The sequence below is a fragment of the Haloferax sp. S2CR25 genome (assembly GCF_031624535.1).
Classification (GTDB): domain Archaea; phylum Halobacteriota; class Halobacteria; order Halobacteriales; family Haloferacaceae; genus Haloferax; species Haloferax massiliensis.
This window is the reverse complement of sequence record NZ_JAMQOO010000003.1, coordinates 303665-316845: the sequence shown is the minus strand read 5'-3', so window position 1 is coordinate 316845 and position 13181 is coordinate 303665. Positions and strand designations below refer to the sequence as shown.

The 13181-nt window shown below is 65.7% G+C and carries 11 protein-coding genes; 8 read left to right on the top strand and 3 right to left on the bottom strand.

The features are described 5' to 3' along the window. The first annotated feature begins 273 nt into the window (after positions 1-273). Both NDI65_RS09850 and NDI65_RS09845 read left to right on the top strand, forming a co-directional pair. On the top strand, positions 274-1143 hold the full coding sequence (locus NDI65_RS09850; RefSeq protein WP_089780045.1) for a fumarylacetoacetate hydrolase family protein: 870 nt from the start codon (positions 274-276) through the stop codon (positions 1141-1143). Between the two features lie 243 nt (positions 1144-1386). Then, positions 1387-2364, top strand: a complete 978-nt coding sequence (locus NDI65_RS09845) for a D-xylose 1-dehydrogenase (RefSeq protein ID WP_089780047.1) — start codon at positions 1387-1389, stop codon at positions 2362-2364. Between the two features lie 27 nt (positions 2365-2391). Here NDI65_RS09845 and xacC read toward each other — a convergent pair whose 3' ends face one another. Together xacC and NDI65_RS09835 are read right to left on the bottom strand one after the other, a co-directional pair. Further along, entirely contained in the window at positions 2392-3252 is an 861-nt protein-coding gene (xacC, locus tag NDI65_RS09840) for a pentonolactonase XacC (protein ID WP_089780049.1), read from the bottom strand. A gap of 73 nt (positions 3253-3325) precedes the next feature. Further along, on the bottom strand, positions 3326-4066 hold the full coding sequence (locus tag NDI65_RS09835) for an SDR family oxidoreductase (RefSeq protein WP_042665766.1): 741 nt from the start codon (positions 4064-4066) through the stop codon (positions 3326-3328). A 323-nt stretch (positions 4067-4389) separates the two neighbouring features. Between NDI65_RS09835 and NDI65_RS09830 the strand changes: the two genes are divergently transcribed. From NDI65_RS09830 to xacK, 5 genes are read left to right on the top strand one after another with little or no spacing between them, the layout of a single operon-like run. Next, complete coding sequence (locus NDI65_RS09830) at positions 4390-5772, top strand: ABC transporter substrate-binding protein (protein WP_226908750.1); 1383 nt, start codon at positions 4390-4392, stop codon at positions 5770-5772. 54 nt (positions 5773-5826) lie between these two features. After that, the gene (gene xacH, locus NDI65_RS09825) at positions 5827-6780 is read left to right on the top strand and encodes a xylose/arabinose ABC transporter permease XacH (RefSeq protein ID WP_042665761.1); all 954 of its coding nucleotides are present in this window, start codon (positions 5827-5829) and stop codon (positions 6778-6780) included. A gap of 2 nt (positions 6781-6782) precedes the next feature. Beyond that, positions 6783-7712, top strand: a complete 930-nt coding sequence (gene xacI, locus NDI65_RS09820; protein WP_042665763.1) for a xylose/arabinose ABC transporter permease XacI — start codon at positions 6783-6785, stop codon at positions 7710-7712. Positions 7713-7715: 3 nt separating this feature from the next. Beyond that, the gene (locus NDI65_RS09815) at positions 7716-8891 is read left to right on the top strand and encodes an ABC transporter ATP-binding protein (RefSeq protein WP_089780051.1); all 1176 of its coding nucleotides are present in this window, start codon (positions 7716-7718) and stop codon (positions 8889-8891) included. A gap of 2 nt (positions 8892-8893) precedes the next feature. After that, positions 8894-10045, top strand: coding sequence for a xylose/arabinose ABC transporter ATP-binding protein XacK (gene xacK / locus NDI65_RS09810; protein WP_089780053.1), 1152 nt, complete (start codon positions 8894-8896; stop codon positions 10043-10045). A gap of 268 nt (positions 10046-10313) precedes the next feature. Here xacK and NDI65_RS09805 read toward each other — a convergent pair whose 3' ends face one another. Next, complete coding sequence (locus tag NDI65_RS09805) at positions 10314-11552, bottom strand: xylonate dehydratase (protein WP_007274193.1); 1239 nt, start codon at positions 11550-11552, stop codon at positions 10314-10316. 156 nt (positions 11553-11708) lie between these two features. Here NDI65_RS09805 and NDI65_RS09800 point away from each other — a divergent pair, with 156 nt between their 5' ends. Next, positions 11709-13157, top strand: coding sequence for a 2,5-dioxovalerate dehydrogenase (locus tag NDI65_RS09800; protein WP_310893621.1), 1449 nt, complete (start codon positions 11709-11711; stop codon positions 13155-13157). The last annotated feature ends 24 nt before the right edge of the window (positions 13158-13181 follow it).

The window sequence follows — 13181 nt, the reverse complement described above, 5'->3', positions numbered from 1 at the left end:
TCCGAGTCGTTCGGTCGACAGTTCCCTGCATCCGACTCTGTTCTGTCTCTGAGAACATTTGTGTCGGCCTTCAGCACGGTGGTCCCGAGTGCGCGTCGACCACGATGCCCCGGCCTGCCGGCGGTCGAGCGAGACGAGGGCGGCCACTACCCGCGCTCGCCAGGGGTTCGAGACCGAACCCGCCGCCGTTTCGTGGTTCTGTGTCTCACCCCCTCGCACCCCGCTCGCGTCGGGACGTACTTTTTTAACAATCGCTGGTAATGGGGTTACTGAATGCACTACCACCAGCTAGCGGTGTCGGGAGAGCGACACCTCACGGTGAGTCGTGACTCCACGACGTACGACCTCACGAGCGCCGACCCGGACCTTCGGACGTTCGGAGACTTGGCTCGGGTGGCGAGTATCGCCCGGACTTCCATCGACCGACTCGCGGCCGAACTGACCGAGGACGCGGACGTGGTCGACGACGCGTTCGTCGACCGACACGCGACCGTCCCGGTCGACGCGGAGGAGGTTTGGGCCGCGGGCGTCACCTACCAAATCAGCGAACAGGCGCGCGAGGAGGAGAGTTCGATGCCGGACATGTACTTCGACGTGTACGACGCCGACCGGCCGGAGATCTTCTTCAAAGCGACACCGTCGCGAACGGTCGAACCGGGCGACGCCATCGGCGTCAGGGACGACTCAGAGTGGGACGTTCCCGAACCCGAACTCGGAATCGTCCTCCGCCGCGGCGAAATCGTCGGCTACACCGTCGGCAACGACGTGAGCAGTCGTTCCATCGAGGGCGAAAACCCGCTGTATCTGCCGCAGGCCAAGGTCTACGACCGCTGTTGCTCTATCGGTCCGTGCGTGGTCACGCCGGACGACGTCGACGACCCCCACGAGTTGGAGATGAGCATGACCATCGAACGCGACGGCGAGGTCGTCTACGACGACGCCACGAACACGAGCGAGATGGTCCGGAGCTGTGAGGAACTCGTGTCGTACTTCACGCGCCACAACACGGTCCCCGAACTGGCGGTCATCCTCACGGGCACGTCGCTCGTCCCGGACCACCCGTTCGACCTGCAGGCGGGCGACCGCGTCGACATCACCGTCGAGGGCATCGGCACGCTCTCGAACTCCGTCACCACCGTATGAGCCCACAGCCATCGACCTCGTCGAGGAGTTCACGCGCCGGGACTGGCGGGACGACGACGCGGCTGGCACCGACGGGGTCGCCGTGACCGGCCTCGGGTGGTGGACCCGCGACGAGGCGTCCGAGCTCTGAGAGACCGCGGTCGTCGTTAGCTCGAAGGCGAACCACGGTGCGACGGCGCATAGACCCGATTCGACGGGGGTTTCTCCAGCAGTTTTATCACCGGAGTCGCCTGAATTCCTCCCATGAAATTCGGCATCGTCGGCACGGCGGGCATCGGCGTCAAATCGGTCATCCCGGCGGTTCAGGCGAGCGAACACGCGGCGGCCGCCATCGCGTCCCGCGACGAGGCGCGGGCGAGCGCGGTCGCCGACGAACTCGGTATCCCCACCGCGTACGGGAGTTACGAGGCGCTTCTGGCCGACGACTCCCTCGACGCGGTCTACATCCCGCTTCCCAACAGCCTCCACGCCGACTGGGTCCGGGCGGCCGCCGACCGCGGCCTGCACGTCCTCTGCGAGAAGCCGCTGACCGCCAGCGCCGACGAGACGGCCGCCGTCTTCGACTACTGCGAGGACGCGGACGTCACGCTGATGGAGGGGTTCATGTACCGGTTCCACCCGCGGACCGAGCGGGCCGCGGAACTCGTCGCCTCCGAGCTCGGCGAGGTCGTCTCGGTCACGTCGAACTTCTCGTTCCGGCTCCCCGACGGGGCCGAGAACATCCGCATCGACCCCGACCTCGCCGGCGGGAGCGTCATGGACGTGGGCTGTTACGCCGTCAGCGCGGCGCGGCTCTTCCTCGGGACGCCCGACCGGGTGTACGCGACCACGACCGACACGTGCGACTGCGGCGTCGACACGCGGATGTCGGGCGTCTTGGAGTACGACGACGGCGCGACCGCCCGCGTCGAGTCGTCGTTCGACACGCCCGAGACCCAGTACTACCGCGTCCAGACCACCGACGGCTGGCTGGAGGCGAAGACCGCGTTCAACGTCGACCCGACGGCCTCGGCCGAACTCACCTACGCCACCGACGGCCGCGTCGTCACGGAGACGTTCGACCCGACCGACAGCTACCGCCGCGAGGTCGAGGCGTTCGCCCGCGCCGTCGAGACCGGCGAGACGCCGCGAATCGACCGCGAGGAGTCCGTTGCGGTCATGCGGACCATCGACGCGATTTACGAGAGCGCCGAGACCGGGGCCGCGGTCGACCTGAACTGACCGCCCGCGGTCGCTGTCCGCTTCGGCTCAGTCCAGCCGAACGTCAGAGCGGAACTCGGGCCGTCCGGTCGCCGCCACGTCGAGGCGGAACAGCGCACCCGCGTCCTCGTCCTCGTCTGCTCCGCCGTCCGGGTCGCCGCCGGCGGTCGTCACGTAGAGCGAATCGAGGTCGGCCCCGCCGAAGGCGACGCTCGTCACTTTCTCCGTCGGCACGTCGAACCGGTCGAGTTCGGTTCCGTCGGTGTCGTACTTGACCACACAGCTCCCTTCCCAGCGGGCCGACCAGATGTTGCCCGCCGAATCGACCGTCATCCCATCAGGGAGTCCCGGCGTTTCCGGCGACTCGACGAACCGCTCGCGGTCCGCGACGGCCCCCGTCTCCTCGTCGTAGGCGTACCGATAGATAGTGTGGGCCTCGGTCTCCGTGAAGTAGAACCGATCGCGGTCGCGGGTAAAGCCCATCCCGTTCGGGATGCCGACGCCGGTTTCGACCGTCGTCACCGTTCCATCGGTGTCGAGTCGGAACAGCCGTCCGCCCGCAGCATCCGAGGGCATCGTCCCGCAGAACACTCGTCCCGCGGGGTCGGCGATGACGTCGTTGAACCGGGTCGGCGAGTCGACGATTTCCGTCGCCCCTGTGAGTTCGCCACCGACGACGCGCCCGACGCGGCCGCGGTCCATGAACGCCAGGAGCGACCCGTCGCGCTGAATCGTCACGCCGGCGATGACCGACGTTTCGACGGGACAGTCGTGCGCCCCGGTTTCGGGGTCGTAGCGGTGCAACCGGCCACCTTCGATGTCCACCCAGTACAGTCGCTTCTCTTCGGGGTGCCAGACCGGCCCCTCGCCGAGTCGGCACGACGTGTCGACCACTCGCGTGACGGTCATAGGCGTTCGTTCGGAACCGACCGCAAAATACGCTTCCCTCGATTGTTGGGGGTGCCGTCGCGCCCGCCCCCGTTCAGAAGTGCGAGAGCTTGTCGCGCCGGTAGAGGTCGAGCGACAGCACCGTGTTCGGCGACCGCTGGCGGACCGCGTAGGCGATGGCGTCGGCGACCTCTATCGCCTCCGTCACCGACCCCTCCTCGAACGACTCTTCGAGCGTCTCGCCGCTCTCGGAGCCGAACTCGGTCCGGACCTCGGTCGGGTTGACGCAGGTCACGCCGACGTTCTCCTCGCCGATGGACCCCTGCAGGCTCGACGCGAACCCGCGGACCCACCACTTCGTCGCGGCGTACACCGGGTTGTGGGGTCGGGGGTGGTTCCCGGACATGCTCCCGAGGAAGACGAGGTTCCCCTCGGACTCCACGAGGTGCGGAATCGCCTCTCTCGCCGTGTAGAACATCCCGTCGACGTTGACGCCGGTCATCAGGCGGTACTCCTCGTCGGTGAGTTCGGCGACCGACTTGTCGATGCCGAGGCCGGCGTTGCAGACGACGATGTCGAGCGAGCCGAAGCGCTCGACGGTCGCGTCGACGAGCGCCCGGACCGCGTCGGAGTCGGTCACGTCCGTCGGCACGACGCTCACGGCGGCGTCCGTCGTCTCGCGAATCTCCTCTGCGAGCGATTCCAGCCGTTCGGCTCGGCGGGCGGCGAGACACACGTCCGCGCCGTCCTCGGCGAGCACGCGCGCGGTCGCCGCGCCGATTCCCGAACTCGCACCCGTGACGAGTGCTGTGCGTCCGTCGAGCGGATCGTCCATGGCGGTTGGTCGGTCGACCATACGCCGTGATTAGCTCCCTGCCGCATACGTGTTTCCCCGCGACAACGTCGCGCCGAACGCTGAGACTCGTCGAACGCCGTCTGCGGACCGCGACGCGAGCTAGAGCCCGCCTGCGAGGGGGTGTCGCGGCCGACGACAGTTCCCGCACGGGCTTCGCTCGGTTCTCGACCGCGCCCCCACGCTCGTCCGACGCAGTTCCGCCCGCAATTCTTGCGAAAGACGTTCGCTCGACCCTGTGGAGCTGTTACATAACCATCATTCATTCACAACCTATATATGCGGGTAGCTAACATGGGTATAACATGGCTGAGAACGACAGTAGCGATAAAAGTGTGAACCGTCGAAAGTATCTCACTGTCCTGTCCGCGGGTGTCGCAACCGGCATCGCTGGATGTACCGGCGGTGGCGGCTCCGAGACGGATGGAACCGAAAGCGGAAGCGAAAGTGGAAGCGGTTCTGACGGTACCTCCGACACCGAGACCGGCGGGAGCAGTTCGGGCGGCACGTGGGACTCGCAACTCGAAGTGCTCCACGGTTGGGCCGGCGGCGACGGCGAGGCGGCGGTCACCGCGCTCATCGAGGCGTTCGAGGAGGAGTATCCAGAGATGGATACGAACTTCCAAGCGGTCGGCGCGAGCGCGAACGTGAACCTCAACGCGACGATTCTCCGACGACTGGCGAACAACAACCCGATGAGTTCGTTCGCCAACTGGCCGGGGAAGAACCTCGAACGGTACTCGGGCGCGCTGATGGACCTCGAAGCCGACGTGTGGGACGCCGAAGGATTCAAAGACACCATGCAGTCCCGCGCGGTCGAACTGTGTAAGTTCAACGACAAGATGCCGGCGGTCCCGATCGGCTCCCACCGGATGAACAACCTGTTTTACAACACCGCCGTGTTCGAGGAGGCCGGCATCGACGCGTCGAGCCTCGACAGCGTCGACGCGCTCCTCGACGCGCTCGAAGCTATCGACCAGAACACGGACGTGACGCCGATGGCGCAGGCGATGGTCGCGCCGTGGACGAACCTCCAACTTTGGGCGCAGATTCTGACGAGCCAGAGCGGTGTCGAGGCGTACACGAACTTCATCGAGGGCAACCCCGACAGGGCGGCCGTCGTCGAGGCGCTCGAAGCGCTGAAGACCATCAACGAGAACTACATCACCGCCGACGCCTCGTCCATCAGCTTCACGACGGCGGGGCAGAAGGTCATCTCGGGGAACGCGGCGACCATCCATCAGGGGAACTGGGTGTACGGAATGTTCCGCGCCGACGACAGCTTCAACTACAAAGAGCAGTGGGACTGGATACCGTTCCCGGGGACGGAAGGTATCTACTTCTACCACGTCGACTCCATCGTCGCGCCGAGCAACAACCCGAGCCGCGAGGAGACCATCGCGTGGCAGAAGTTCGTCGGCACGAAGAAGGCCCAAATCGCCTTCAACAACCCCAAGGGGTCGGTCCCGCTTCGCACCGACATCGACCCGAGCGAACTGACCGACTTCCTCGCGATGACGTACGAGGACCTCACCGACTCGGAGGCGTACCCGCCGACCATCGCCCACGGTCTCGCCGTCACGCCCAAGACGATGGGCGCGTGTAAGACCGCCTTCGGCGATAACTTCATGGGGCCGTTCAAGGTCGAAGCCACCGCCGACGCGCTCGTCGAAGCGGTCTCCGAGTAACGCCTCGGTCGAAATCACAGCCCCATCATCAACAAATAACATATAGGTACATCGATGGCAACACACGATAACACGGAGCACGTCGCCGACGCGACCGACGAGGCGGTCGGGTGGGAGTCGAAGCTCCGGTATTTCCTCAACAGCGACTTCGTTCGCTCCTCGCCGTACTGGGGAATCCCGTTCGTCCTCATGAGCATCGCCGTCTACGGTGGCATCGGCTACAACTTCGCAATCTCGTTTACGGATTACGAGGGCCTCGGGACGCCCGATTACTCCACGCTCGACTTGGATATGTACGCACAGGCGCTGTCGAGCGAGGCGTTCAGGGCCGCCGCGCAGAACAACTTAGTCCTCCTCGTGGGCTTTACGACCGTCTGTCTGGTGCTCGGGCTGTTCCTCGCGGTCCTCTTGGACCACGGCATCAGGTTCTCCGAGAAGTTCCAGACGGTCTATCTCCTCCCGATGAGCCTCTCGTTCGTCGTCACCGCGCAACTGTGGCTCTGGATGTTCAACGTCGAAAGCGGCATCCTCAACCTCGTCGTGACGACTCTCGGGTTCAACCCGGTGGACTGGCTCGGGAATCCGTCGATAGCGCTCGGGGCGGTGATATTCGCCCTCATCTGGCAGTTCAGCGGGTACACGATGGTCGTCTACCTCGCGGGACTCCAGTCGATTCCCGACGACCAGTTCGAGGCGGCCCGCGTCGACGGCGCGAGCATGATTCGGACCTACCTCCGCATCATCGTCCCGCAACTCAAGGAGGCGTCCGTCAGCGCGGCCGTCGTGCTGATGGTGTTCGCGCTGAAGGCGTTTACCTTCCTGTACGCGCTCGTCGGCCGGTACCGCCCGCCGAACGGGACGGACATCCTGGCGACGCTCATGGTCCGCCGGGCGTTCAAGTTCGGTGAGTGGGCCTACTCGGCCGCCATCGCGACCATGCTTCTCATCATGGCGCTCGGCGTCATCGGACCGTACCTCTACTACCAGTACAAACAGGGGAGCCTCTGACCATGTCACAGCCGTCATCCACAGGCAGCTTCGACGTCGCATCGCTCGTCGAGGACGTGAACCTGCGGCGCGTCGCTCAGTACGCGCTCGTCGTGTTCTTCCTCGGATTCTTCCTCGTCCCGCTGGAGACGGGAATCATGACCGCCATCAAGACGAACGAGTCGGTCGCTCGCTCGCTTCCCTTCGCGCCGCCCGTCGGCGAGGGCTTCACCCTCGGGAACGTCCAGTTCGCCCTCGAACAGCTCTCGGGGTCGTTCTTCAACTCGCTCATCATGTCGATTCCGGCGACCATCGGGAGCGTCCTGTTCGGGAGTATGGCCGCCTACGGCCTGACGATGGTCAACTGGCGGGCGCAGATGGGCATGCTGATGCTGTTCGTCATCGGCGTCTTCGTCCCGTATCAGGCCGTGTTGGTCCCGCTCGCGCGCTTCTGGAACAACATCTTCCCGCTCGCACGGATGATAGAGCCGATGGTGGCGTCGATACCCTTCTTCCAGGGGTACCACGCCGACCTCGTGCCGCTCGTCATCACCCACATCGCTTACGGGATTCCCATCTGTACGATACTGTTCCGGTCGTACTACCAGAGCCTCCCGAACTCGCTCGTCGAGGCCGGGAAGATCGACGGCGCGAGCATCACGAAGATTTACCGGCGCGTCATCCTGCCCATCTCGAAGCCGATGTTCGGCGTCGTGTTCATCTACCAGTTCACGCAGATTTACAACGAGTTCCTCTTCGCGTTCACGCTGGTCACCGGGTCCGACGCGCCCGCGGCACCGGTCACGCTGGTGCTGCCCGCAATCGGGGCGTCGACCTCCGGCATCGACTTCGGTATCAGGATGTCCGCGGCGTTCCTCGCGGCGGTTCCGACGCTCATCCTGTACGTCGCGTTCGCCGAACAGTTCGCCAAGGGACTTCGGACGGAGGCCTAACCTATGGGAGAGATTCAACTCACCGACCTGACGAAGCGCTTCGGCGACACCGTCGCCGTCGACGACCTCTCGCTCGACATCGACGACGAGGAGTTCCTCGTTCTCGTCGGTCCCTCGGGGTGCGGCAAGTCGACGACGCTCCGGATGCTCGCCGGCTTGGAGACCCCGACCAGCGGCGACATCTACATCGGCGGGGACCACATGAACTACCGCGTCCCGCAGAACCGCGACATCGCGATGGTGTTCCAGGACTACGCGCTGTACCCGCACATGACCGTCCGGCAGAACATCCGGTTCGGGCTGGAAGAAGAGGAAGGGTACACGTCTGCGGAGCGCGACGAGCGCGTCGTCGAGGTCGCCGAGACGCTCGGCATCTCGGACCTGCTCGACCGGAAACCCGACGAACTCTCCGGCGGCCAGCAACAGCGTGTCGCCCTCGGTCGCGCCATCGTGCGTGACCCGGAGGTGTTCCTGATGGACGAGCCGCTGTCCAACTTGGACGCCAAACTGCGCGCGGAGATGCGCACCGAACTCCAGAACCTACAGGACCAACTCGCGGTCACGACCGTCTACGTCACCCACAACCAGACCGAGGCGATGACGATGGCCGACCGCATCGCCGTCATGGACGACGGCGAACTCCAACAGGTGGCCTCTCCCTTCGAGTGCTACCACCGCCCGAACAACCTGTTCGTCGCGGAGTTCATCGGCGAGCCGATGATAAACCTCGTCCGCGGGACGCGCTCGGAGACGACGTTCGTCGGCGAGCACTTCTCGTACCCGCTCGACGAAGACGTGATGGAGTCCGTCGGCGCCCGCGAGGACCTCGTCTTGGGGATTCGCCCCGAAGACATCGCGGTCGTTGACGCGACGACCGACGACACCGCCGACGACACCGCCGACGACACCGCGCTCGGCGACCACGAACTCCGGATGGACGTGACCGTCGTGGAACCCCACGGCGACCAGAACGTCCTCCACCTCTCGCACCCGGACCAACCCTCCGCCGACGACGCCCTGCAGGCGGTCACGGAGGGGATGCACCTCGTCACGCGGGGCGACCGCGTCACGGTGACGATTCCGCCGGACAAGATTCACGTGTTCGACGCGGAGACCGGAACCGCGGTGCACAACCGCCGCTACGACCAGGAAGCCGACCGCACGCAACTCGAACAGTAGCCATGGCACGATTAACACTCGACGACGTGACGAAGGTGTACACTGACGACGGCGGCGGCGACATCGTCGCCGTCGAAGACCTCTCGCTCGACATCGACGACGGGGAGTTCCTCGTGCTCGTCGGTCCCTCGGGGTGCGGGAAGTCGACGACGCTCCGGATGATGGCGGGCCTCGAAACCGTCACCGAGGGCGAGCTCAGACTCGAAGAGCGCGTCCTCAACGACGTGTCCGCGCAGGACCGGGACATCGCGATGGTGTTCCAGTCGTACGCGCTGTACCCGCACAAGAGCGTCCGCGGGAACATGTCGTTCGGTCTCGAAGAGTCGACCGACCTCCCTGACGACGAGATACGTCAGCGGGTCGAAGAGACGACCGATATGCTCGGCATCTCGGACCTGCTCGACCGCAAGCCCGGACAGCTTTCGGGCGGCCAGCAACAGCGGGTCGCGCTGGGGCGGGCCATCGTCCGTGACCCGGAAGTGTTCCTGATGGACGAGCCGCTGTCCAACTTGGACGCCAAACTCCGGGCGGAGATGCGGACCGAACTCCAGCGCCTGCAAGGGGAACTCGGTGTCACGACCGTCTACGTCACCCACGACCAGACCGAGGCGATGACGATGGGCGACCGCGTCGCCGTCCTCGACGACGGCGAACTCCAGCAGGTCGGCACGCCGCTGGACTGCTACCACCGCCCGAACAACCTGTTCGTCGCGGGCTTCATCGGCGAACCGTCGATGAACTTCTTCGACGGGTCACTGGAAGGCGACACCTTCGGCGGCGACGGCTTCGACTACCCGCTTTCGGGCGCGACCAGAGACCAACTCGGCGACGTGAGCTCCCTCACACTCGGTATCCGGCCCGAGGACGTCGCGGTCGGAGACCAGCGGTCGAGCGGCCGAACGTTCGACGCCGAGGTCGTCGTCGTCGAGCCGCAGGGGAACGAGAACACCGTCCACCTGCGGTTCGTCGGCGGGGGCGAGGGGACCCAGTTCACCGCCACCACGACCGGCAAGTCGAGAGTCGAAGCGGGCGACCGCACGACCGTCTCGTTCCCCGAAGACGCGGTTCACCTGTTCGACGGGGAGACCGGCGACGCGCTGAAGAACCGAGAGCTCCCGTCGAACCGCGCCATCGGCGCGTTCGTCTCGGACTGACCGGTCACCGCTTTCTGCGCTTTCTGTTTCTCGTCCGCGGTTCGCGCGCCGTTCTCAGCCGTCGAGCTATCCGCGTCGGCGTAGCGACTGTCTCCGCGAATCGCGTCGCTCCGGTATCGAACTCCAGCGAGTGAAAAGGCGGCCGCGACGGCGCGCCGCGAGCCGAGAGACGCTCACTTCTCTCGTCCGCGGTGGTGCGTCCGGGTTATGGGTGTTGCATGTCAGGTTGATGCGGCCGCCGTGGGACAGTCTCGTCCTCGGTGTCGGCTTACTCCTCGTCGAAGAGAGTCTCCCCTTCGACCATGTGTTCTCCGACGGCGTCGAGGTCGAGCGTCAGCCCGAGACCGGGCTTCTCGGGAATCTCCATCCGACCGTTCTGAATCAGGTCGTCCTCCTCGACGAGGTCCTCCCACCAGCCGAGCTGGTAGGAGTGGTATTCGAGGGCAAGCGAGTTCGGGATGGCCGCAGCGACTTGTGCAGACGCCATCGTCCCGATGGGCGACGAGACGTTGTGCATCGCCACGGGGATGTAGTACATGTCCGCGAGGTCGGCTATCTTCCGCGTCTCGCGCATGCCGCCGACGCGGGGCAGGTCGGGCGCGATGATGTCCACCGCCTGCGGTTCGAGCAGCGTCCGCTGGCCGAACTTCCGGTAGACGTTCTCGCCGACCGCGATGGGCGTCGTCGTGGACTGCGTCACGAGCTTCTGTACGTCGTGGTTCTCCGGCGGGACGGGGTCTTCGAGCCACCACACGTCGTAGTCTTCCAGCTCGGCGGCGAGGCGCTTTGCGCTCCCGCCCGTAAAGGACCAGTGGCAGTCGAACGCCACGTCCGCGCGGTCGCCGACGGCTTCGGTGACGGCTTCGACGATTTCGACCTTGTGGTCGATTTCGGGGTTGCGGAGGTGGCGGTTCGCGCGGTCCTTCTCGTGGCCCGAGGGCACGTCGAGGTCGAACTTGATGGCGTCGTAGCCGAGCTCCTCGACCACGCGGACGCCCTCCTCGGCGCAGGCCTGCGGATTGGCCTCGTCTTCCGTGTGGAGGTCGCAGTAGACGCGCACTTCGTCGCGGTACTTCCCGCCGACGAGTTGGTAGGCGGGCACGTCGAGGAGCTTCCCGGCGACGTCGTGGAGCGCGATTTCGATGCCCGAGATGGCGGAGATGACCTTGCCCGAGACAGAGCCCTCGCCGGACATCTTCTGGACGAGGTGCTCGTACAGTCGGTCGATGTCGAGGGGGTTCTCGCCGACGAGGAAGGGTTTCATCCGCTCGATGATGGCGGTGTCGCCGCCGCCCCAGTAGGCCTCGCCGGTGCCGACGACGCCGGCGTCTGTGTAGACGCGGACGAGAATCCACGGATAGTTGCCGTCGACCATCGTCGTCTGTACGTCCGTGATTTCGGCGTCGCGAACGCCGCCTCGCGGATTCGTGATGTCCATCGTCTCCGCGGACAGGTCGCGCATCGTGTACTCCGCGTTCGGGTCGCTAAGCTTCGCTTGCTCAACCATTGCGCACGTATATCTCGAAAGCCACTACAAAAGTGTGTGGGTTGGTATTCCGTCGCTCATCCCGGCGCACGCTCCTGAACTCGCCTCGACGACGACAGCCCACAAATGGTGACAATTTCGCAAGAATTGTATGTCGGAAGAGAGAACACATGACCGATGACGGAACCCAGTAAAAACTACGTCAACGGCGAGTGGGTGTCCTCGGAGACCGGCGAGACCGCCGAGGTGACGGACCCCGCGAACCCGAGCGAAGTGGTCGCGACGTATCAGCACTCGAACGAAGCCGACGCCGCCGCGGCCGTCGACGCCGCCGCCGCGGCCGAAGACGAGTGGCGAAACACGCCCGGCCCGGAGCGCGGGCGCATCCTCCGCGAGGCGGGCACGCTCCTCGCCCAGCGGAAGGACGAACTGACGGAGATTCTCATCGCCGAGGAGGGGAAGGCGCGGCCCGAAGCGGCGGGCGAGGTACAGCGCGCCATCGACATCTTCCACTACTTCTCGACGAAGGCCGCCGATCTCGGCGGCACGAGGAAGGGCGCGAGCGGACCGAACACGAACCTCTACACGCGGCAGGAGCCGGTGGGCGTCGCGGCGCTCATCACGCCGTGGAACTACCCCATCGCCATCCCCGCGTGGAAGCTCGCCCCGGCGCTCGCCGCCGGCAACACCGTCGTCCTGAAGCCCGCCTCCATCGCGCCCGGCGTCGTCATCGAAATCGCCCGCGCGCTCGACGAGGCCGGCCTCCCGGACGGCGTCCTCAACGTCGTCACCGGCCCCGGAAGCTCGGTCGGCACCGAGTTCATCACCAACGAGGGCACGGACCTCGTCTCCTTCACCGGGAGCAGTCAGGTCGGCGAGATGGTCTACGAGCAGGCCACCGACGCCGGCAAGCGCGTCCAGACCGAACTCGGCGGGAAGAACCCGACGCTCGTCGCCGACTCGGCTGACCCCGCCGAGGCAGCCGATATCGTCGCCAACGGCGGGTTCGGAACCACCGGCCAGTCGTGTACGGCCTGTTCCCGCGCCATCGTTCACGAGGACGTGTACGACGACTTCGTCGCCGAGCTCGTCGACCGCGCGGAATCGCTCGACGTCGGTCCCGGCACCGACCACGAGATGGGCCCGCAGGTCAGCGAGTCCGAACTCTCCTCGACGCTCGAATACATCGACATCGCCGAGGGCGAGGGCGCGACGCTCGCCGCTGGCGGCGGCGTCCCCGAGGGTGAGGAGGTCGAGACGGGCCACTTCGTGGAGCCGACGGTGTTCACCGACGTCGACCCCGACATGCGCATCGCGCAGGAAGAGGTCTTCGGCCCGGTCATCGCCGTCATCAAAGTGAGCGACTTCGACGAAGGGCTGGAAGTCGCAAACGACGTCGAGTACGGCCTCTCGGCGAGCGTCGTCACCGACGACCACACCGAGGCGAACCGCTTCGTCGACGAGGCAGAAGCCGGCGTGGTGAAGGTCAACGACAAGACGACCGGCCTCGAACTCCACGTTCCCTTCGGCGGGTTCAAGCGCTCTTCCTCCGAGACGTGGCGCGAACAGGGCGACGCCGGCCTCGACTTCTACACCATCGAGAAGACCGTCTACGACAACTACTGAGCTTCACCGGTCATCGAACCGGCC